Annotated in this window: 17 protein-coding genes; 12 read left to right on the forward strand and 5 right to left on the reverse strand. The window is 73.0% G+C overall.

Annotated features, from left to right (window positions below; translation table 11 throughout):
• Positions 1-30: 30 nt before the first annotated feature.
• Complete coding sequence (locus MKL01_RS04055) at positions 31-558, reverse strand: hypothetical protein (RefSeq protein WP_243903949.1); 528 nt, start codon at positions 556-558, stop codon at positions 31-33.
• A 315-nt stretch (positions 559-873) separates the two neighbouring features.
• On the opposite strand from MKL01_RS04055, the gene MKL01_RS04060 reads away from it, so the two are divergent.
• From MKL01_RS04060 to MKL01_RS04070, 3 genes are read left to right on the forward strand one after another with little or no spacing between them, the layout of a single operon-like run.
• A complete protein-coding gene (locus tag MKL01_RS04060) occupies positions 874-1,491 on the forward strand; it encodes a PadR family transcriptional regulator (RefSeq protein WP_243903950.1) in 618 nt (205 codons plus the stop codon).
• Positions 1,492-1,521: 30 nt separating this feature from the next.
• Positions 1,522-2,505: a glycosyltransferase family 2 protein gene (locus MKL01_RS04065; RefSeq protein ID WP_243903951.1), complete on the forward strand. Its 984-nt coding sequence runs from the start codon at positions 1,522-1,524 to the stop codon at positions 2,503-2,505.
• Complete coding sequence (locus MKL01_RS04070; RefSeq protein ID WP_243903952.1) at positions 2,502-3,446, forward strand: glycosyltransferase family 2 protein; 945 nt, start codon at positions 2,502-2,504, stop codon at positions 3,444-3,446. Before MKL01_RS04065 ends, MKL01_RS04070 begins: the two co-directional genes overlap by 4 nt.
• A 185-nt stretch (positions 3,447-3,631) precedes the next feature.
• Here the strand turns inward: MKL01_RS04070 and rutC are convergent, their stop codons facing one another.
• Genes rutC through rutA form a run of 3 tightly spaced genes read right to left on the reverse strand, consistent with a single transcriptional unit; the run spans position 3,632 to position 5,893 of the window.
• Entirely contained in the window at positions 3,632-4,018 is a 387-nt protein-coding gene (rutC, locus tag MKL01_RS04075) for a pyrimidine utilization protein C (RefSeq protein WP_243903953.1), read from the reverse strand.
• A gap of 43 nt (positions 4,019-4,061) precedes the next feature.
• Positions 4,062-4,799 (reverse strand): pyrimidine utilization protein B, encoded by a 738-nt coding sequence (gene rutB / locus MKL01_RS04080; protein ID WP_243903954.1) that lies wholly within the window; start codon positions 4,797-4,799, stop codon positions 4,062-4,064.
• Positions 4,799-5,893 carry a pyrimidine utilization protein A gene (gene rutA / locus MKL01_RS04085; RefSeq protein ID WP_243904015.1) on the reverse strand — a complete coding sequence of 365 codons (1,095 nt, stop codon included), beginning with the start codon at positions 5,891-5,893 and terminating at the stop codon, positions 4,799-4,801. The genes rutB and rutA overlap by 1 nt, the downstream gene beginning before the upstream one ends.
• Before the next feature lie 453 nt (positions 5,894-6,346).
• On the opposite strand from rutA, the gene MKL01_RS04090 reads away from it, so the two are divergent.
• Positions 6,347-6,763, forward strand: a complete 417-nt coding sequence (locus MKL01_RS04090; protein WP_243903955.1) for a DUF4864 domain-containing protein — start codon at positions 6,347-6,349, stop codon at positions 6,761-6,763.
• Positions 6,764-6,785: 22 nt separating this feature from the next.
• On the opposite strand, the gene MKL01_RS04095 is transcribed toward MKL01_RS04090, so the two are convergent.
• Positions 6,786-7,121 (reverse strand): hypothetical protein, encoded by a 336-nt coding sequence (locus tag MKL01_RS04095; RefSeq protein ID WP_243903956.1) that lies wholly within the window; start codon positions 7,119-7,121, stop codon positions 6,786-6,788.
• 202 nt (positions 7,122-7,323) lie between these two features.
• Here MKL01_RS04095 and thrC point away from each other — a divergent pair, with 202 nt between their 5' ends.
• From thrC to MKL01_RS04135, 8 genes are all read left to right on the forward strand, one after another.
• On the forward strand, positions 7,324-8,736 hold the full coding sequence (gene thrC / locus MKL01_RS04100; RefSeq protein ID WP_243903957.1) for a threonine synthase: 1,413 nt from the start codon (positions 7,324-7,326) through the stop codon (positions 8,734-8,736).
• Between the two features lie 82 nt (positions 8,737-8,818).
• The gene (locus MKL01_RS04105; RefSeq protein WP_243903958.1) at positions 8,819-10,114 is read left to right on the forward strand and encodes a M16 family metallopeptidase; all 1,296 of its coding nucleotides are present in this window, start codon (positions 8,819-8,821) and stop codon (positions 10,112-10,114) included.
• A 492-nt stretch (positions 10,115-10,606) separates the two neighbouring features.
• Complete coding sequence (locus tag MKL01_RS04110; RefSeq protein ID WP_243903959.1) at positions 10,607-13,489, forward strand: EAL domain-containing protein; 2,883 nt, start codon at positions 10,607-10,609, stop codon at positions 13,487-13,489.
• 68 nt (positions 13,490-13,557) lie between these two features.
• Positions 13,558-13,971 carry a globin family protein gene (locus MKL01_RS04115; protein WP_243903960.1) on the forward strand — a complete coding sequence of 138 codons (414 nt, stop codon included), beginning with the start codon at positions 13,558-13,560 and terminating at the stop codon, positions 13,969-13,971.
• A gap of 338 nt (positions 13,972-14,309) precedes the next feature.
• Entirely contained in the window at positions 14,310-14,615 is a 306-nt protein-coding gene (locus MKL01_RS04120) for a hypothetical protein (protein ID WP_243903961.1), read from the forward strand.
• A 43-nt stretch (positions 14,616-14,658) separates the two neighbouring features.
• On the forward strand, positions 14,659-15,594 hold the full coding sequence (locus MKL01_RS04125) for a ferredoxin--NAD(+) reductase (protein ID WP_243904016.1): 936 nt from the start codon (positions 14,659-14,661) through the stop codon (positions 15,592-15,594).
• Between the two features lie 85 nt (positions 15,595-15,679).
• Positions 15,680-16,744 (forward strand): SGNH/GDSL hydrolase family protein, encoded by a 1,065-nt coding sequence (locus tag MKL01_RS04130; protein WP_243903962.1) that lies wholly within the window; start codon positions 15,680-15,682, stop codon positions 16,742-16,744.
• A gap of 323 nt (positions 16,745-17,067) precedes the next feature.
• Positions 17,068-18,708 (forward strand): methyl-accepting chemotaxis protein, encoded by a 1,641-nt coding sequence (locus MKL01_RS04135; RefSeq protein WP_243903963.1) that lies wholly within the window; start codon positions 17,068-17,070, stop codon positions 18,706-18,708.
• Positions 18,709-18,793 lie beyond the last annotated feature (85 nt).

The raw sequence follows: 18,793 nt of genomic DNA on the forward strand, positions 1-18,793 counted from the left end.
GGGCGCTGGCTTGCGGCCCTCGCGCCAGCCCTAGGGCATGTAGTAGTCGACCGGGTCGCCGCCGGCTTCGGCGAGGTCGGGGTTGCAGGCGCGGTAGAACGGCCCGTCCACGACGCGGCGTGCGAGGCGCTCGAACTCGGCGGTGTCGCGCGGGGGCAGCGGATGTCCCGCGGCCTGCCCGCTGCGATCACCCCTGCGGCGGCGGCGCGCCAGGGCGTGCAGGAACGGGTTGATGCCGGCCCTGGCCAAGTAGGGGCGCGCGGCGAGGTAGTCGGCGGAGGCGAAGTCGGCCCGCGGGTCCCGGCCCGCGCGCCAGCCCTGGACCAGGTAGTCGCGCACCGGATCGGCCGTGATGCCGTACCAGCTCGCGTAGAAGCCCGCGTCGAAGTGCGGTTCCAGCGCGGCGACCAGGCGCCCTTCGAGGTCCGGGCCGTCCGCCGCATCCGCGCCGGCCCAGAGGCGATGCAGGGCCGCCGGCGTGGCCAGCCGATCGCGCAGCCGGCGCGTGATCTGCGTGAGGGTCGAGGCCCGGCCGAGGCCGTGGGAGCCGACGGGCATCTCAGGGCCCCGCGGACGGACGTTCGCCGCGCGCCGTCACGGGGCGCGGCCTCGGCCGACAGCCTTCGGGGTCGGCGCGGTCGAGGCGCGGGGTGCGGATCGGTTCATGGGCCGCAGCGGGCGGGCAGCGTCGGGGGGCGAGGCAGCGCGGAAGGGTCATGGCTCTGGTTACCCGTGGCACTAACGGAACCGGCGAGGTCCGTAAACCGTGCGCCCCGGGCGGTTCCGTACCCGCGGTCCGCCGGGACGGCGCCTTGTTGGCGAGCCTATTTCGATATATCTAGTTTTACGCCATATCGAAACGGAGTCGCCCCCATGCATCCCCGTGCCTTCGACTGTCTGCGCGCCGACCCCTTCGATCCCCACCGCGCCCGGGCGCATCGCGGCCCGATCGAGGCGGATCCCCGGGGGCGCCACGGCCCCCACGGTCCCCACGGCCGCCGGATGTTCGGCCGCGGCGGCCGCGGCGACCTCGCGCGCTTCTTCGCCCACGGCGACCTGCGCCTCGTCATCCTCCATCTCATCGCCGAGAAGCCCCGGCACGGCTACGAGATCATCAAGGCCATCGAGGAGCGGGTCGGCGGCGCCTACAGCCCGAGCCCCGGCACGGTCTACCCGACGCTCACGCTCCTGGAGGACCTCGGCCACGTGACGGTGACCCAGGGGGAGGGTACGAAGCGACTGCACACGGTCACCGCGGAGGGGCGGGCCGTCCTGGACGGCAACCGCCCGACCCTCGAGGCGATCCTCGCCCGCATGGCGCAGGCCGAGGCCGCCCGGGGCGACGGGCCGCCGCCCTCGGTGGTGCGGGCCAAGGAGGGGCTGAAGCTCGCCCTGCAGTTGCGTCTCGGCCGCGGCCCGCTCAGCGCCGAGCAGGCCGCCGCCATCACGGCCGCCCTGGAGGCGGCGACCGCCGCGGTGGAGCGGGCGTGAGGGGCCGCGATCGGAGCCGGGACGCGGCCGGTGCCTGACCCGCGGCTGAGCCGCCTCGCCCTCGGGATCACCCTGTTCCGTCCGGGCCCCGACCAGTTGGCGCGCGTCCGGGCGCAGGAAGCCGCCGGGTTCGCCGCGGTGATCGCCTTCGACAACGGCGGCCTTCCGGACGCGGAGGCCCGGCGCCTCGCCGGGGCCGGCGTGACCCTGCTGTCGGAGGGGAGGAACCTCGGCATCGCGGAGGCGCTCAACCGGATCGCCGAGGCCGCCCGGGCGGCCGGAGCCGACACCCTCCTGCTCCTCGACCAGGATGCCGAGCCGCCCGGCGACCGCGCCGCCGCGGGGCTGGCGGCCGAGCTGCTGGCGGCCCTGGACCGGCTGCGGGACGCCGGGATCCCGGCGGCGGTCGTGGGGCCGGCCCCCGCGCCGGCCCCGGGCCACAAGGCGCCCGCCTACCCGCCCCGCCCCGGCGCGCCGGAGCGGGGCGACCTCGCGCCGGTGCAGTTCCTGGCGACCTCGGGCTCGCTCATCGACCTCGCGGCGTTCGCCCGGGTCGGGCCGTTCCGGGTCGACTTCTTCATCGACGGGGTCGAGCTCGAATGGTGCTTTCGCGCCTGGAGCCTCGGCCGCGGCTGCTACGTCGCCCGCGCGGTCGCGATCCCCCACCGGGTCGGCGGCGGGGTGATCCGGGCGTTCGGGATCGGCAGGTTCGGCATCGCGATGCCGCGCCAGCCCCTGTTCCGGATGGCGACCTATCTGCGCAACGCGGTCTACGCGTGGCGCCTGCCGCACGTGCCCCTGCGCTGGAAGCTCGCCCAGGCCGCCTACCTGCCGCTCCAGGCCGGGCTGTACTGGGCGGATGCCGGCTGGCGGCCCGCCGTGCTGCTGCGGCTCCTCGCGGCCGCCCGCGACGGCGCCCTCGGACGCCTCGGGCCGCCCGGGGACTTGCCCGAGGATTTGCCCAAGAACCTGCCCAAGAACCTGCCCAAGAACCGGCCCGAGGACCCGTCATGACCGATCGTCCTGTCCTGGACGTGGTGATCGTCAACTGGAACGGCGGCGCCCTGCTGGGCGCCTGCCTGGCGAGCCTCGCGGCGGTCCGGGACGCCGCCACCGTGCAGGTCACCGTGGTCGACAACGCCTCCGGGGACGGCTCGACGTGCAACCTGCCCCCCCTGCCCCGCCCCCTCCGGCTGATCCGGAACGCGGCGAATCTCGGCTTCGGCCGGGCCTGCGACCAGGGCGCCGCCGCCGGGGACGCCCCCGCGATCCTGTTCCTCAACCCGGACACGCAGGTCGCACCCGACGCCCTCGCCTGCGCCCGCGCCGCCCTGATGGCCGACCCCCGGACCGGGATCGTCGGCGCCCGGCTCGTCGATCCGGACGGGCGGACCGCGCGCTCCTGCGCCCGGACCCCCTCGGGCCCCGGCCTCCTCGCGCGCGCCCTCGCGCTGGACCGGCTGGGGCTCGTACGGCCGCATTTCCTGCTCGACTGGGACCACGCGGAGGACCGCGCCGTCGACCAGGTGATGGGCGCCTTCCTGATGATCCGCCGCGACCTGTTCCAGGCGCTCGGCGGCTTCGACCCGCGCTTCTTCGTCTACTGGGAGGATGTCGACCTCTGCGCCCGCGCCCGGGCGGCGGGCTTCTCGGTGCGGCACGTGGCCGGGGCGGTGGCCGGCCATGTCGGCCAGGGCACGACGCGGCAGGTCCGGGCGCGGCGGCTGTTCTACTTCCTGCGCAGCCAGATCCTGTATGCCGGCAAGCACCACGGCGCCGCGATGGCCCTCGCCCTCACGGTCGCGAGCCTCGGCGCGCAGCTGCCCCTGCGCCTCGCCCTGGCGCTCGCCCGTCGCTCCCCCGGGGAGGCCGCGGAGGTGCTGCGGGCGGCCGGCCTCCTGGCGGCGGCGCTGCCGGGCCTCCTGCGAAGCCTCCTGGCACGGCCGACTGGCTGATCCCGCAAGCTCGGGCGCCTGGCGAATCCGCCCGAGCTCATCGTCAGGGCACGCGGTCCAGGCGCTCGACGCGCGCTCTGGGGAGGTCCGGCCGGCCGGCTGCAGCCTCGCGACCCTCGACCGCTCCAGGTTCGGCGGGGTCGGCCACCGGTCTGTCTTCGCGCAGGGCTCCGTCGAGCCGCCCGTCAGCGGCCGATATGGGCCACGGAGGCGATCTCCACCAGCGCGTCCGGCTTCACGAGGCCGCACTGGATGCAGTAGCGCGCCGGCTTCTCCCCGGGGAAGTACGCGGCGTAGACCGCGTTGATCGCCCCGTAATCGGCCCAGTCCTTCAGGAAGACGTGGTTGAAGGTCACGTCGTCCATCGTGCCGCCCGCGGCCTCGACCACGCCCTTGATCGTCTCCAGCACGTGCCGGGCCTGGGCGCCGGCATCCCCGACATGGACCACGTTGGCGTCCCGATCGAGGGGGAGCGTGCCCGAGACGTACAGCACCCCGTCGGCCAGGGTGCCCGGCACGTAGGGGGCCAGCGGCTTGCCCGAACCGGGCGGGATGACGACCTGCTTCGGCATTGTCTGGGACCCTCGCGGCAGGGGTGTCGGGATCGCGGGTGAGCTACTCGGCCGCCGCCCGGGCGCCCGCGCCGAGCGCCGCCTCGAACGACGACACGTCCGAGACCCAGCCGAAGAAGGTCTCGATGTTGGCGAGCGCGCCCTCGTGCAGGCTCCGCGGCCCGGCCTGGTGGGTGGCGTCGGCGAGGACGATCCCGAAATACTCGCGGTGGTAGCCGTCCCGCAGGGTCGACTCGACGCAGACATTGGTGGCGATGCCGGCGAAGACCAGCGTGTTCACCCCCCGGGCGCGCAGGGTGCTGTCGAGGGGCGTGTTGTAGAAGCCGCTGTAGCGCGGCTTGCCCATCACGATGTCGCCCGGCTCCGGCTTCAGGGCGTCCACAAGGGCGTAGTCCCAGGAGCCCTTGGCGAGGAGCCGCGCGTTCCGCTCCGGGTGCCGGCGCATGGTCTTGAGGGCGTTGGACTTGTGCCAGTTCGGCGAGCCCGGCCCGCCCGCCTCGACGTAGTCCGGGTCCCAGCCGTTCTGGAACCACAGGATCCGGATCCCGGCCGCCCGCGCCGCCGCCACCGCCCGGGCGACCTGGGCGACCACCGGCCCGGTGCCCGACACGTCGAAGCCCGCGAGGTCGAGGTAGCCCCCCGGGCTCGCATAGGCGTTCTGCACGTCGACGACGATCAGGACCGTGGCGGCCGGATCGAAGGCGATCGGCTCGGGGCGCGCCGGCAGCGTCACCGCGCCGTGCCGGCCCTGGGCATCGCGAAAACCCGCGGGGGCGTCCATCACGCGACCTCGGCGAGCGGTGCCGGCACCACGTGCCGCCGCGATTGCATCAGCGGCTGGATCCGGGTTCCGAAGGCGTCGAGCCCCTTCAGGAAGTCGTCGAACACCAGCAGCACCCCCTCCACCCCGTCGATCGTCGTGATCGTGTCGAGCATCGCCGCCACGCTGGCGTAGCTGCCCACCAGGGTGCCCATGTTGAGGTTCACCGCCGAGGCCGGGTCGGCGAGCTGGCGCACGTTGGTGTCGCTGCCGGACTTGGTGTCGGCCGCGCCCTGGAGCCCGAGCCACGCGATCGCCTCGGCGTCGGCCCCCGCCCGGTAGTGCTCCCAGGTCGCCATCGCGGCGGCGTCGGTCTCGTCGGCGATGATCATGAACAGCGCGAAGGCGGTCACGTGCCGCCCGGTCCCGGCGCCGGCCTCCGCGAGCTTCTCCACCACGGGGGCGAAGGCGGTCGGCGTGTTGAGGCCCTTGCCCAGGCAGAAATTGTAGTCGGCGTACCGCGCCGTGAAGGCCAGCCCGGCGCCGCTCTGGCCGGCGCAGATGATCTTCATCGGCGCCTGCGGCCGGGGGCTCAGGCGGCAATCGTTCATCTGGAAGAACGTGCCCTTGAGGTCGCTGACACCCGTCTCCCACAGCTCGCGCAGGATCTGAGCATACTCGGCCAAATAGTCGTAACGCTTGGCGAAATACGCGTCGCCCGGCCATAGACCCATCTGGTCGTACTCGGGCTTCTGCCAGCCGGTGACGAGGTTCAGGCCGAAGCGCCCGCCGGAGATCGAATCGATGGTCGCGGCCATGCGGGCGACGATCGCGGGCGGCATGCACAGGGTCGCCGCGGTGGCGAACAGCTGGATCCGGGTGGTGACGGCGGCGAGCCCCGCCATCAGCGTGAACGATTCGAGGTTGTGGTCCCAGAACTCGGTCTTGCCGCCGAAGCCGCGCAGCTTGATCATCGAGAGGGCGAAATCGAGCCCGTAGCCCTCGGCCTTCAGGGTGATCTGCTTGTTCAGCTCGAAGCTCGGGCGGTATTGCGGGGCGTTCTCCGAGATCAGCCAGCCGTTGTTGCCGATCGGGATGAACACCCCGACGCTCATGGCGCGGGCCGCTCGGGCCCCGGCATCGTCGTCCGCATGGATCTGCATCGTCGGCCTGCGCTGTGCCCGGACGGTTCTCCCGGAACCGAATCGGCGCGGGGAGGCTCGCAAAGCCCGGGCGGGGGGTCAAACCCGCGGCGCCGGTCCGGCGGGAAAATGCACATGTTTTCAGCGACTTGCACAACTTGAACGCGATGCCTGCCCAACCGATGCGCGTTGCCGGGGCGTGTCTCCGCCGGGCCGGACCGGATCTCCGCGCGGCAAATCCGTCCGCGCTCCTGCCTGCCGATTGTCATCGCCGAACCGGAGACCATTTCCGAAGGCGGATGACGGATCCTCGATCCGTCCAGATCTGCTCCCGATCGGGAGCCGATCCGAGCCTGTGTCGTGACGCGCGCGGTCGCCGAAGCGATGTCCCTTCGGCGGCGCGCGCCTGAGCCGGAGTGACCGTCGATGCGCGCGTGGCCCGCCCTCCTCCTCCTCGCCCTCGGCCTCGCGGGCCCGGCGGCGGCCGACGACGGGGACCGCGCGGCGGCCCGGGCGGTGATCGCCAAGCAGGAACAGGCGCTGGGCCGCGACGACGCGCAGACCGCCTACGAGCAGGCCGCCCCGGCGATCCGCGCGCTGTTCCCGAACGCCGACCTGTTCATCGGCATGGTCCGCAACCAGTACGGCCCGGTCTACCGCCACCGCAGCTTCGTGTTCGGCGAGGCCCGGGACACGGGCGCGGACAGCGTGGTCCAGTCGGTGGCGATCCAGGACGCGTACGGCGTCGACTGGACCGCCGAGTACAGCCTCGTCCGGGATGCGGACGGGCAGTGGCGCATCACCGGCTGCCGCCTGATCAAGGCGCCGGGCACGAGCGCCTGAGCCGCGCCGGCCCGGCGACGCCCTACCGGCCCTCGCCGGGCCGCATCGTGGCGAGCCGGTCGAGGAGCTGCAGGGTGATGTCGGCGCAGGCCTTGGTCGAATCCTCGTCCGCGCATTTCACGTCGATGCGCGCGTCGCCGCGCTCGAGCACGAAATGGGCGGCCCGCGACGGCGGCGGCGGCGGAGGCGGCGGCCCATCCGGACCGGGGCCGCGCCGGGGACCGCCCGGCGGCGGGGGCGGCGGCGGTCCGGCCTCGGGGCCGGGCCTCGGGCCGCCCGGCGGCGGCGGGGTCTGCGCGAGGGCCACGCTGCCGGACAGCAGGGCCGCGACGCCCGCGAGGGCGATGATTCGGGTCATGGCGGGTCTCTTTCGAGGCGGGATCCGCCCCGCCGGCCCGGGGGCCGCGGGGCGGTCCGGCTATAGGGACGGGCCGCCGAACCGGTCCTGAACCGGCCCGTTCAGCCCCGGTTAAAGCCCGGGGCCCGCGCCGGCGCGGCGCGGGTTTTCGACAGGTCCGCCGGCATCGTGTAGAGGGAGCGCCTTCCTCCCGGAGGCCCCTGTGCTCCACGTCTCGACCCGCGGCGAGGCCGCGCCGCTCTCGTTCTCGGATGCGCTCCTGGCGGGCCTCGCCCGCGACGGCGGGCTCTACGTGCCGCAGACCTGGCCGCAGATCGCCCCGGCGGAGATCGCCGCCCTGGCCGGCCGGCCCTACGCGGAGGCCGCCAAGCGGGTGCTGCGCCCGCTGATCGACGGCGACATCGCCGGCCCGGACCTCGACCGGATGATCGACGAGTCCTACGCCACCTTCCGTCACCCGGCGGTCTGCCCGCTGACCCAGCTCGACGACAACCTGTTCCTGCTGGAGCTCTTCCACGGGCCGACGCTCGCCTTCAAGGACGTGGCGATGCAGCTGCTCGGGCGGCTGATGGACCACGTGCTGGCCGCGCGCGGCACCCGCGCCACCATCGTGGGCGCGACCTCGGGCGATACCGGCTCCGCCGCCGTGGACGCCTTCGGCGGCCTCGACCGGGTCGACGTGTTCATCCTCTACCCGCACGGGCGGGTCTCCGAGGTGCAGCGGCGCCAGATGACCTCGGTGCCGGCGCAGAACGTCCACGCGCTCGCCGTCGACGGCACCTTCGACGATTGCCAGAATCTCGTCAAAGCCCTGTTCCAGCACGCCGACTTCGCCGATGCGGTGCGGCTGTCGGGGGTCAACTCGATCAACTGGGCCCGGGTCGCCGCGCAGGCGGTCTACTACTTCACCAGCGCGGTGGCGCTCGGCGCGCCCCACCGCCCGGTCTCCTTCGCGGTGCCGACCGGCAATTTCGGCGACGTGCTCGCCGGCTGGGTCGCCAAGCAGATGGGCCTGCCGATCGCGAGGCTGATGATCGGCACCAACGCCAACGACATCCTGGTGCGCACGCTGGAGCACGGCGCCTACGACCTGCGCGGCGTGGTGCCCACCACCTCGCCCTCGATGGACATCCAGATCTCGTCGAACTTCGAGCGGCTGCTGTTCGAGGCGCTCGGGCGCGACGCCGCGTCCCTGTCGCGGCTGATGGCCGGGCTGAAGCAATCCGGCGGCTTCTCCCTGAACCCGGAGGTGCTGGCCACGGTCCGCGCCGAGTTCGACGCCGTCGCGGTGCCCGAGCCCGACGTCATGGCGGAGATCGCCCTGACCCAGGCCGCCACCGGCGTGGTGCTCGATCCCCACAGCGCCATCGGGGTGCACGCCGGGCGGCGGCTGCTGGAGCGGGATCCCGCGACCCCCGTGGTGGCGCTGGCCACCGCGCATCCGGCCAAATTCCCGGACGCGGTCGCCAAGGCCACCGGCGGCCTGCGCCCGCCCCTGCCGCCGCACCTCGCCGACCTCATGGACCGGCCCGAGCGCCTGACCCGGGTGGCCAACGACCAGGCCGCGGTGGAAGCGCACATCCGCGCCCGCGCCCGCATCACGCGGGCTGCGTGAGTTTGGCGCGCCGGTCCTCCTCCCCCCGCAGAGGGGGGAGGGAATCCGCGTCCGATCCGGTCCCCTTCGCGACGAGCCGTCGATGAACCAGCATTTCTCCACCCACGCCGCCTCCCCGTCCCTGCGCACGACGCGGCTTGAGAACGGCGTCACGGTGGTCACCGAACCGATGCCCGGCGTGGCCACCGCCAGCCTGGGCGTCTGGGTCGGGGCCGGCTCGCGCAACGAGCGCGCCGACGAGGCCGGGCTGTCCCACCTCATCGAGCACATGGCGTTCAAGGGCACCCGCGCCCGCTCCGCCCAGAAGATCGCCGAGGCGATCGAGAATGTCGGCGGCGAGATCAACGCCGCGACCTCGACCGAGGGGACGAGCTACACCGCCCGGGTGCTCGGCGAGGATGCCGATCTCGCCCTCGACGTGATCGGCGACATCCTCACCGATTCGGTGTTCGACGCGGGCGAGCTCGCCCGGGAGAAGGGCGTCATCCTGCAGGAATACGCTGCCGTCGAGGACACCCCCGACGACGTGGTCTACGACGCCTTCACGGAGGCGGCCTTCCCGGACCAGCCGGTCGGCCGGCCGATCCTCGGGCGCCCCGAGACGATCCGGAGCTTCGACGAGGCCGGCATCCGCGCCTATCTCGACCGGGAATACACCCCGGACCGGATCGTGGTCGCCGGCGCCGGCGCCGTGACCCACGAGGCGATCGTGGCGGCGGCCGAGCGCCATTTCGGCGTGCTGCCGGCGAAGGCCGCCCCCACGGCGGTGCCGGGGGTCTATGGCGGCGGCGAGCGGCGGATGCCGCGCAAGCTCGAACAGGCCAACCTGGTGATCGGCCTGCCCGGCCTGTCGTTCCGGGACGAGCGCTACTACGCGCTGCACATGTTCGCGCAGGTGCTCGGCGGCGGCCTGACCTCGCGGCTGTGGCAGGAGGTGCGCGAGACCCGCGGCCTCGCCTACGAGATCCAGGCGTTCCACTGGCCGTTCTCGGATTGCGGCCTGTTCGGCATCGGCGCCGGCACCGCGGGCGCCGACCTGCCCGAACTCGTCGACGTGACCCTCGCCGCCACGGCGCGCGCCGCCCGCGACCTCGACGCCGCCGAGATCGCCCGCGCCAAGGCGCAGCTCAAGGTGTCGCTGCTCTCGGCGCTCGAGACCCCGGGCGGCCGCATCGAGCGCAACGCCCGCCAGATCCTGGCCTGGGGCCGGGTGATCCCGGCCGGCGAGGTGATCGACAAGGTCGATGCCGTCACGGTGGCGGATGTCCGCGCCGCGGCGGCCGCGATGCTGCGGGGCACGCCGACGCTGGCGGCGATCGGGCCGATCCGCAAGCTGCCCGCCCTCGACAAGATCGCGGGGGCGCTCCGGGCGGCGTGAATGTTCGGCGGGTCGCCCTGCCGCGGCCGGCCACGCACCCTCCCTCTCCCCCGCTGCGGGGGAGGGTGGCCCCCGAAGGGCGTCGGGAGAGGGGAGCGACGGTGCAGAATGGAGCTGTGCCCGCCAAGAAGGTTGTGCCTTATCCTGAAGCCGGGCTCCCCTCTCCCGACCCGGCCTGACGGCCGGCCCACCCTCCCCCGCAAAGGGGGGAGGGAGAGAGGCGGCGCCGCTTGCGCCCACGCGCCAACGAAGATCTGTGAAGCCGACAGGGATGAGGGCGCGGCTGGGAGAATCCGAGCCGGATCGGCTCTGAGACGGCCGTGCGACGACGCCCCCTCCCGCACCCAACTTGATTTGGCCGCAAAGGGGCGCGATCCGCGGGCGGTGGACCGGCCCCGGGGCGCGCTTGCCCCGGGTCAGGCCCACGCCTATCGATCGAGGCCGCCCGGGCGGCCGACGCCGCTTCTCGCACGGCCGGAAGTCAAGACACCCTTGCGCATCCTCGCCCTCCTCCTGACCCTGGTCGGCGGTCTCGTCGGTGCCCTCGCGGCGAGCGCTCCCGCTCAGGCCGTCGAGGCGGTGCGCGTCACCCTCGACGCGCCGGTGATCGACCTGACCTCCGCGATCGAGCGCTACCGCTCGGACGGCGACCTGATCCAGATCTCCACGGCGCCCGGCAAGGACGGCATCGTCCGCCGCATCGTCGTCAAGGCGCGCGACGCCGGCGCCCGGCCCGACTGGATCGTGTTCGCGCTCACCAACGACACCGACGAGCAGATCGACCGGATCCTGGTGGCGCCGCATTTCCGGCTGGTGGATTCCGGGGTGATCTGGCCCGATCTCGGCGGCTCGCGGATCGCCGCCATCACGGCGAGCCAGGGCATCCGGCCCGAGCGCGACGAGAACCCGGAAGCCGACCAGTTCACCATCACGCTGGATCCCGGCACGACGATCACCTACGTGGCCGAATTGCGCGGCGCCAACATCCCCCAGCTCCACCTCTGGGACCAGGACGCCTACCGGCGCAAGGCCGCCGGGCTGACCCTGTATAAGGGGATCATCATCGGAATCAGCGGGCTGCTGGCGCTGTTCCTGACCATCGTGTTCGTGGTCAAGGGCGCGATCATCTTCCCCGCGGCGGCCGCGCTCGCGTGGTCGGTGCTCGCCTATGCCTGCATCGATTTCGGCTTCCTGCAGCGGGTCTTCCCGGTCACCGAGCTGGCCGAGCGGGTCTACCGGGCCTCCGCGGAGGCGGTGCTCGGGGCGACGCTGCTGGTCTTCCTGTTCGCCTACCTCAACCTCGCCCGCTGGCACGTGCGCTACAGCCACGTGGCGTTCTTCTGGCTGGCCTTCCTGGCGGGCCTCGTCGGGCTCGCGGTGTTCGACCCGCCGGTGGCGGCGGGGGTGGCGCGCATCTCCATCGCGGCGGTGGCGGGGATCGGCCTGCTGCTGATCCTCTACCTCGCGGTCCATAACGGCTACGACCGGGCGATCCTGCTGGTGCCGACCTGGCTGCTGCTCGTCGTCTGGGTGGCGGCGGCGGGCTTCGCGGTCACCGGCCAGATCGGCAGCGACCTCGTGCAGCCGGCCCTCATCGGCGGCCTCGTGCTGATCGTGATGCTGATCGGCTTCACGGTGCTCCAGCACGCCTTCGCGGGGGGCGGCCTCAGCCACGCCCTCGTCTCCGACACCGAGCGGCGGGCGCTGGCGCTCACCGGGGCGGGCGACGTGGTGTTCGACTGGGACGTGCCCGCCGACCGGGTCTTCGTCGGCCAGGAGATCGAGGGCCAGCTCGGCCTGCCCCGCGGCACCCTGGAGGGGCCGGCCACTAACTGGCTCGGCGCGCTGCACCCGTTCGACGTGGAGCGCTATTCGGCGGCCCTCGACACGGTGATCGAGGAGCGGCGCGGCCGCATCGTGCACGATTTCCGCCTGCGCTCGGCCGCCGGCACCTTCTTCTGGTACCGGCTGAAGGCGCGGCCGGTGATCGGCGCCGACGGCGAGGTGATCCGGGTGGTCGGCACCATCGCGGACGTGACCGAGGTCAAGACCGCCGAGGAGCGCCTGCTCCACGACGCCGTGCACGACAGCCTCACGGGCCTGCCGAACCGCGAGTTGTTCGGCGACCGCCTCGATGCCGCTCTGGCCTTCGCCAGCCAGGACCAGCGCCTCAAGCCCACCGTGATCGTGCTGGACGTCGACCGCTTCAAGGCGATCAACGACGCGATCGGCCTGTCGGCGGGGGATTCGATCCTGCTCACCCTGTCGCGCCGGCTCGGCCGCCTGCTGCGGCCCCAGGACACCCTGGCCCGGGTGGCGGGCGACGAGTTCGCGGTGATCCTCCTGTCGGAGCGCGACCCCGACCGGATCCTGGCCTTCGCCGAGATGATCCGCCGGGCGATCGCGACGCCGATCACCTACGCCGACCGGGAGATCTTCCTCACCGTGTCGATCGGGCTGGCGCTCTACGAGGCGGGGGCCAACCTCAAGCGCGACGAGGTTTTCAAGTGCGCCGAGGTCGCCATGATCCAGGCCAAGCGCAACGGCGGCGACCGGATCGAGGTGTTCCGCGCCCATATGCGCACCGACCGCACCGACCGGCTGATGCTGGAGAGCGACCTGCGCAAGGCGATCGAACGCAACGAGCTGAAGGTGCTGTTCCTGCCGGTGGTGCGGCTCGAGGACCGCACCGTGGCGGGGTTCGAGACCGTGCTGCGCTGGGACCACCCGAAGCTCGGGCGCATCCCGGCCTCGACCTTCCTGCCGCTCGCCGAGGAGAGCGGCTTCATCGTCAACCTCGGCATCTTCGCCCTGGAGCGCACCGCCCTCGAACTCGCCGCCTGGCAGCGCTCCCTGGAGGTCGAGCCGCCGATCTTCGCGGCCTGCAACCTGTCCTCGCGCCAGCTCCTGCGCCACGACCTGCTGCACGACGTGAAGACCGTGCTGGCCCGCTCCGGGGCGCTCCCCGGCTCGCTCAAGCTGGAGTTCAGCGAGAGCCTCGTGATGGAGAACCCGGAATACGCCGCCCAGATGCTGGCGCGGATCCACGATCTCGGGGCGGGCCTGTGCCTGTCGGATTTCGGCACCGGCTACTCGGCGCTGTCGTACCTGCAGCGCTTCCCCTTCGACACGATCAAGGTCGACGCGACCTTCGTGCGCCAGATCGGCACCGGGCAGACCGCGATCCTGCGCTCCATCGTCCGCATGGCGAGCGAGTTGAACCTCGCCATCGTGGCGGAGGGCTGCGAATCCGAGGCCGACGCCCAGGCGCTGGCCGGCCTCGGCTGCGAGTACGCCCTCGGTCCCGCCTTCGGCGACCCCATGACCCTGCTGCAGGCCCGCCAGATCGTCGGAGCGGCCCCCGAAGCCGCGTGATGTGAGTTCTCGACCGGACCGATTTGGTATACCGCCGACCAGCGATCAACGTGATGGCAGGTGATGCGATGACCCCCGATCAGGTGAGGCTCGTTCAGGACAGCTTCGCGAAGGTGCGGCCGATCGCCGGGACGGCGGCGGACCTGTTCTACGGCCGTCTGTTCGAGACCGCCCCGCAGGTGCGCGGCCTCTTCCCCGACGACATGACCGAGCAGAAGCGGAAGCTGATGGCCATGCTCGGGATGGCGGTGGCCAACCTGAACCACCCGGAGAGCGTGGTCCCGGCGCTCCAGGATCTCGGGCGCAAGCACGTGGCCTACGGCACGCAGGCCGGCCATTACGCCCCGGTGGGCGACGCCCTGCTGTGGACCCTGGAGCGGGGCCTGGGCCCGGATTTCACCCCGGAGGTCCGGGACGCCTGGGTCGCGACCTACGCGCTCGTCGCCGGGGTGATGCAGCAGGCGGCCGCGCAGGCGGCGTGAGCCGTCGGGGCTTCCCGAACGCGGTTCGCGAAAGCTGCCCAGACATCGCCGTCCCGCGCCGTCCGGGAGGCGCGCCTTGGCGGCCGGCGCCGGGACGGCAAATCCGGCTCTCGCCCCGTCCTCCGCCATGCCGGCGATCGTGGCGGCCCCGGGGAACCCGGGTTATGCCGCCCGTAAGACCTTGACGCGTAAATAAAATCTGAATGCCATCGTTAAGCCGCCCTTAACCATGTCCGATCAAGCTCCTGTTGATGGACGGGCCTGTCAGTGCCCGCGATGGGGATGGTCGGATGGCCGAGGCGGCGAGGCGTTACCAGCAGGCGGGAACCTCTGATCTCATGCGCCGCCTGATGGCCCGGCCGATCCGGCTGGAGCAGCAGGCCCGCACCCGGCCGCCGCTCTCCGGCCGCCACCCGGACCTCTCCGACGACCTGTCGGACGATCCGGACGAGGCCGAGGAGATCGACCGCCTCGAGACCCAGCTTCAGGTGGTGAAGGCGGTGCTCCGGGCCCAGCGCCAGGAGGTCGAGTCGCTGCGGGCGCAGCGCCAGATCCTCACGGAATCCGCCCCGAGCGACGATGTCCGGGCGACCCGGGAGCGCTGGGCGGCGCTGGTCGATTCGCTCCTGATCCGTGCCAAGTGAACCGACCTTCGTGAACCCTCTCCAGATCACGCGGGGTATGGCCATGGGCGCGCGCTGCTCGCTCGTCGTCAACGGCCGGGCGGTGCGCGTCTCGCCCGGCGACACGCCGCTGGAGGCGGCGCTCGCCGAGGGCATGATCGCGCCGTCCCTGGCGCAGTCCGGCACCCCTCTGGCCGGCCAGGGCTTCGCGCAGGGCAACGCGGCCCCGTCCGGCCGCCGCCACCCCGCCCGCCGGGCCCGGGCCGAGACCCTGCGGCCGGCGCTCCCCGGAGCCCCGATCCAGGGCCAGGAGGAGGCGCCGCCGCCGCCCGTCGCCCTGCGCAAGGGCACGGTCACGGAGATCCGCCGGCTCAGCCCCGGCATCGTCGAGGTCGTCGCGACCCTGACCCGGCGCCCGACCTGCGAGCCCGGCCATCAGGCCCTCGTGACCTTCGCGGGCCTGCCCACGCTGACGCTGTCCCCGACGCTGCGGGTCGACGGGGTCGCCGAGATCAACGAGGCGGTGTTCCACGTCGCCCGCGACTCCGAGGGCGACCCGCTCGACGCGCTCCGGCTCGACCAGCCCGTGCGCCTGAAGGGGCCGGTCGGCCGGGGGCAGTACCGCCCCGGCGGCGGCCGCCTCGTGCTGGTGGCGGCCGGCGCCGGCTTCGGGGCGATCTGGGCGATCGCCCGCGCGGCCCGCTACGTGGAGCCCGCGCGCGAGATGGCGCTGGCGGTCGGCGCCCGCGACGCGCTGGACCTCTACATGCGCGACAGCCTGGACTGGCTGCGCCGCACCGGCGTCGCCCGGATCGTGCTCTGCGCCGACCGGGGCCGCCAGCGGCCGCCGGACGTGCGCTCCGGCCCGCTCACCGCCCACCTGCCGAGCCTGCGCGCCACCGACGTGGTCCACGTGGCGGGCGACGTCGCCACGGTGGGCGCCGTGCAGGTGCTCGCCGCCTCGGTCGGGGCGCGCTGCTACCCGATCGTGCTCAACTGAGGCGCGCCGCCTCGACGCGGCGGCGCCCGGCTGATACCCGCGCCGGGAGGGCGGCCACGCGCGCCCGCCCCTGATCCGAGCCCTGATGGTCCGCGTCCTCTGCCTCGGCTACAGCATCACGGAGCTGCCGGGCTACGTCGAGCGGGCCAACGCCCTGGCCGCGGCCGAGGGCCGCCCGGTCACCTTCCTGCGGAGCGGCTGGGGCGGCCATTCCCTGCCCTCCATCGCCTGCCTGATCGACGAGATCCTGGACGCCCTCCCCTGCGACTACGTCCTCCTGGAGCTGTTCACCGGCAACGTCCGCTACTTCGACGGCGCGACGATGCGGGCCCATCTCGACGACATCCTGGCGGCGACCGCCCGGCGGGACCTGCCCGTCGCCTTCCTCAACCTGCACCAGGGCGGGGTCGACTACGCGGCCGAGCCCGTGGCCGGCCTGCTGGCGGAGTACCGCGCCCTCTACGGGATCCGCGCCCTCGACATCGCCGCTCCGGTGGCGGCGGCGGGCGCGGGCGACATCACCTACCTCCTGACGGACGGGACCCACGTCACGCCGGCCGGCGCCGACCTCTACGGCACCCTGGTCTACAGCCTCATGCGGGCCCCGCCCCCGGGCCGCGCCTACGTCGCCCGGTTCCGGGGGCTGCCGGGCCGGTTCGAGTCGCTGCCGCTGCGCACCCTCCGCGGCCTGGCCTGCGGGTTCGCGCTGCGGCGCAACGGCATCCCGCTGGCGTTCCTGGAGATCGCCGAGGGGGCGCGCGTCGAGATCCCCCTCGGGCGCCCCCGCGACGTGATCGGCCTCCTCGTGACCTACGGTCCGCAGGCGGGCACGCTGCGGGTCCAGGACCCGGCGACCGGGCGGGCGCACGCCGTCGTCGCCTACGATGAATTCTCCTACTACACGCGCTCGATGTTCCGCGGCGTCACCCTCCCGGCGGCGCGGTCGCTGACGATCGCGCAAGGGGCGGAGCGGCCCGACATCGCCCTGCGCAAGGGCACGCCGGATCCGGGCCCGCGGCTCGGGCGCGTGTCGCACGTCTTCTTCCGGCGCCGGCTGAGCCTCGCCGCGCGCGCCGCGCGCCTGCGCCACCGGCTGCACCGCACCCTGCTCCGCGTCGGCCTGCGCCTCGGAGCCGTCCGCAGGGCCTGAGGCCCCCCTTCGCGGGGCCCGGGCGCGATGCGCGGAGATATCCCGCTATCCGACCGCATCCGGGGCCGGCAGCGGCGCGCGATGACGGCGCGATGATCCCGAACCCGAAGATTTCATTCGCACCGGGTTGCGAAGTATTTGTATCGAAACAGAAATATTTTCTCCAAGACGCCGATGAAAGGTGCGCCCGGGAAACCGTATTTCCGGCTGGATCCGACAAAACAGCCTGTGTTAGTCGAAATCGCAGCGCGAACGGGGCGACACACATGCGATTCCTGGAAAGAGTAAACTTACCCGTCAAAATGTCGGTTCCGATCACGATCATGATGCTCGCGAGTGCGACTTTGGTCTTCTACGCGCTCGGCGCACTCGGTCTCATGGAGCAAAGAAACAACTACATGGTCGACTATTACTTCGCCCGGTTGGAGATGTTCTCGCAGGTCCGTGAGCGGTTTCTCGACGCCAGCCTCATGAACCGCAGCATCATCATCGGTCAACCGGAGGTCGACCTCCCGTCCTTCCGCAGACGCTACGACGAGGCCGTCAAGGCGGTGGCCGACAACATCGAGAAGCTGGCCGCGGGCTCGCGGCGAAAAGAGATCCAGGACCTGCAGCGCACCATCGGCAAGATCGCGCGCGAGTATTTCGACCTGCTCGACCGCTCCAACGACCTCGCCTTCCGGAACGACCGCGCCGCGGCGATCGAGGTCGGCGTCGTCGCCAGCCGCGAGATCCGGGCGCGGTTCGTCGTGGCGGCGCAGGATTACGAGGCGCAGGCGGCGGCCCGGCTCGAAGAGGCGAAGATCGCGACGCGGCAGGAGGCCGAGAAGGCCCGCACGGTCCTGATCGGCTCCGCCCTGGCGGGCCTGCTCGCCGCCCTCGGCCTCTCCGGGGTGATCGTCGTGTTCGGCGTGACGCGGCCGCTCAAGCGCCTCGTCGCCGCGCTGCAGAGGATGGCGAAGGGGGATGCCGAGGCCACGATCGCGGAGGCCCGGCGCGGCGACGAGATCGGGATGGTCGGCCGGGCGGTCGAGGAGATCAAGGCGATGGTCGCCCGCAACGCCACCGCCGAAGCCGAGCGCACGCGGCAGGCGGAGGCCCTCGCCGCCGCGGCGCGCAAGGGCGCCATGATGGACTTGGCCCAGGCCTTCGAGGAGGCGGTGGCCAAGATCGTCACCCGCGTCTCCGCCTCGGCGGACGAACTTGAGGGCACCGCCCACCAGATGACCACGACGGCCCAGGAGACGGCCACGCAGTCCGGCGCCGTGGCGGCCGCGGCCGAGGAGGCCGCGGCCAACATCAACACCGTCGCGACCTCGACCGAGGAACTCGGCAGCGCCATCCAGGAGATCGGCCGTCGGGCGAGCGGCTCGTCCGAGCTCGCGCAGCAGGCGGTGAGCGAGGCCGACCAGACCGCCGCCCTCGTGTCCGAGCTGCAGGATTCCGCCGCCGCGGTCGGCGACGTGGTGGAGCTGATCTCGACCATCGCCGGCCAGACCAACCTGCTGGCGCTCAACGCCACCATCGAGGCGGCCCGGGCCGGCGAGGCGGGCCGCGGCTTCGCCGTGGTGGCCGCCGAGGTCAAGGCGCTCGCCGAGCAGACCGCCAGGGCGACCGGCGACATCTCCGGGCAGATCGCGCGGATCCAGGCCGGGACCGACGCGGCGGTCGGGGCGATCGGCACGATCATCGCCCGGATCCGGGAGATCAACGGGGTGGCGACGGGCATCGCGACGGCCGTGGACGAGCAGGGCGCGGCGGCTCAGGAGATCGTGCGCAACATCGCGCACGCGACGCAGGGCGCCTCCGAGGTGACCGGCAACATCGCCGGGGTGGCCGAGGCCTCGGAGCGGACGGGGATCGCGGCCGATCACGTGCTCACGGCCGCGACGGCCCTGTCGCGGCAATCCGAGCGGCTCTCCGCGGAGGTCGGCCGCTTCCTGGTCAGCGTCCGCGCTGCCTGAGGGGGCGCACGGGAAGAGTGGGGGCGTCATCCCCCTCCGACCGGCGGCGGGCGGCGCGCGGTCCGATCCGCGGCCCCGCCCGTGA

Origin of the sequence: Methylobacterium sp. J-070, assembly GCF_022829385.1 — a bacterium.
Classification (GTDB): Bacteria; Pseudomonadota; Alphaproteobacteria; order Rhizobiales; family Beijerinckiaceae; genus Methylobacterium.

Excerpts from the sequence above, each read along its gene's own strand:
- MKL01_RS04055 (WP_243903949.1), bottom strand. The coding sequence starts at position 558 with ATGCCCGTCGGCTCCCACGGCCTCGGCCGGGCCTCGACCCTCACGCAG.
- MKL01_RS04060 (WP_243903950.1), top strand. The coding sequence starts at position 874 with ATGCATCCCCGTGCCTTCGACTGTCTGCGCGCCGACCCCTTCGATCCC.
- MKL01_RS04070 (WP_243903952.1), top strand. The coding sequence starts at position 2,502 with ATGACCGATCGTCCTGTCCTGGACGTGGTGATCGTCAACTGGAACGGC.
- rutC (WP_243903953.1), bottom strand. The coding sequence starts at position 4,018 with ATGCCGAAGCAGGTCGTCATCCCGCCCGGTTCGGGCAAGCCGCTGGCC.
- rutB (WP_243903954.1), bottom strand. The coding sequence starts at position 4,799 with ATGGACGCCCCCGCGGGTTTTCGCGATGCCCAGGGCCGGCACGGCGCG.
- rutA (WP_243904015.1), bottom strand. The coding sequence starts at position 5,893 with ATGAGCGTCGGGGTGTTCATCCCGATCGGCAACAACGGCTGGCTGATC.
- MKL01_RS04090 (WP_243903955.1), top strand. The coding sequence starts at position 6,347 with ATGCGCGCGTGGCCCGCCCTCCTCCTCCTCGCCCTCGGCCTCGCGGGC.
- MKL01_RS04095 (WP_243903956.1), bottom strand. The coding sequence starts at position 7,121 with ATGACCCGAATCATCGCCCTCGCGGGCGTCGCGGCCCTGCTGTCCGGC.
- MKL01_RS04105 (WP_243903958.1), top strand. The coding sequence starts at position 8,819 with ATGAACCAGCATTTCTCCACCCACGCCGCCTCCCCGTCCCTGCGCACG.
- MKL01_RS04115 (WP_243903960.1), top strand. The coding sequence starts at position 13,558 with ATGACCCCCGATCAGGTGAGGCTCGTTCAGGACAGCTTCGCGAAGGTG.
- MKL01_RS04120 (WP_243903961.1), top strand. The coding sequence starts at position 14,310 with ATGCGCCGCCTGATGGCCCGGCCGATCCGGCTGGAGCAGCAGGCCCGC.
- MKL01_RS04125 (WP_243904016.1), top strand. The coding sequence starts at position 14,659 with ATGGGCGCGCGCTGCTCGCTCGTCGTCAACGGCCGGGCGGTGCGCGTC.
- MKL01_RS04130 (WP_243903962.1), top strand. The coding sequence starts at position 15,680 with ATGGTCCGCGTCCTCTGCCTCGGCTACAGCATCACGGAGCTGCCGGGC.
- MKL01_RS04135 (WP_243903963.1), top strand. The coding sequence starts at position 17,068 with ATGATGCTCGCGAGTGCGACTTTGGTCTTCTACGCGCTCGGCGCACTC.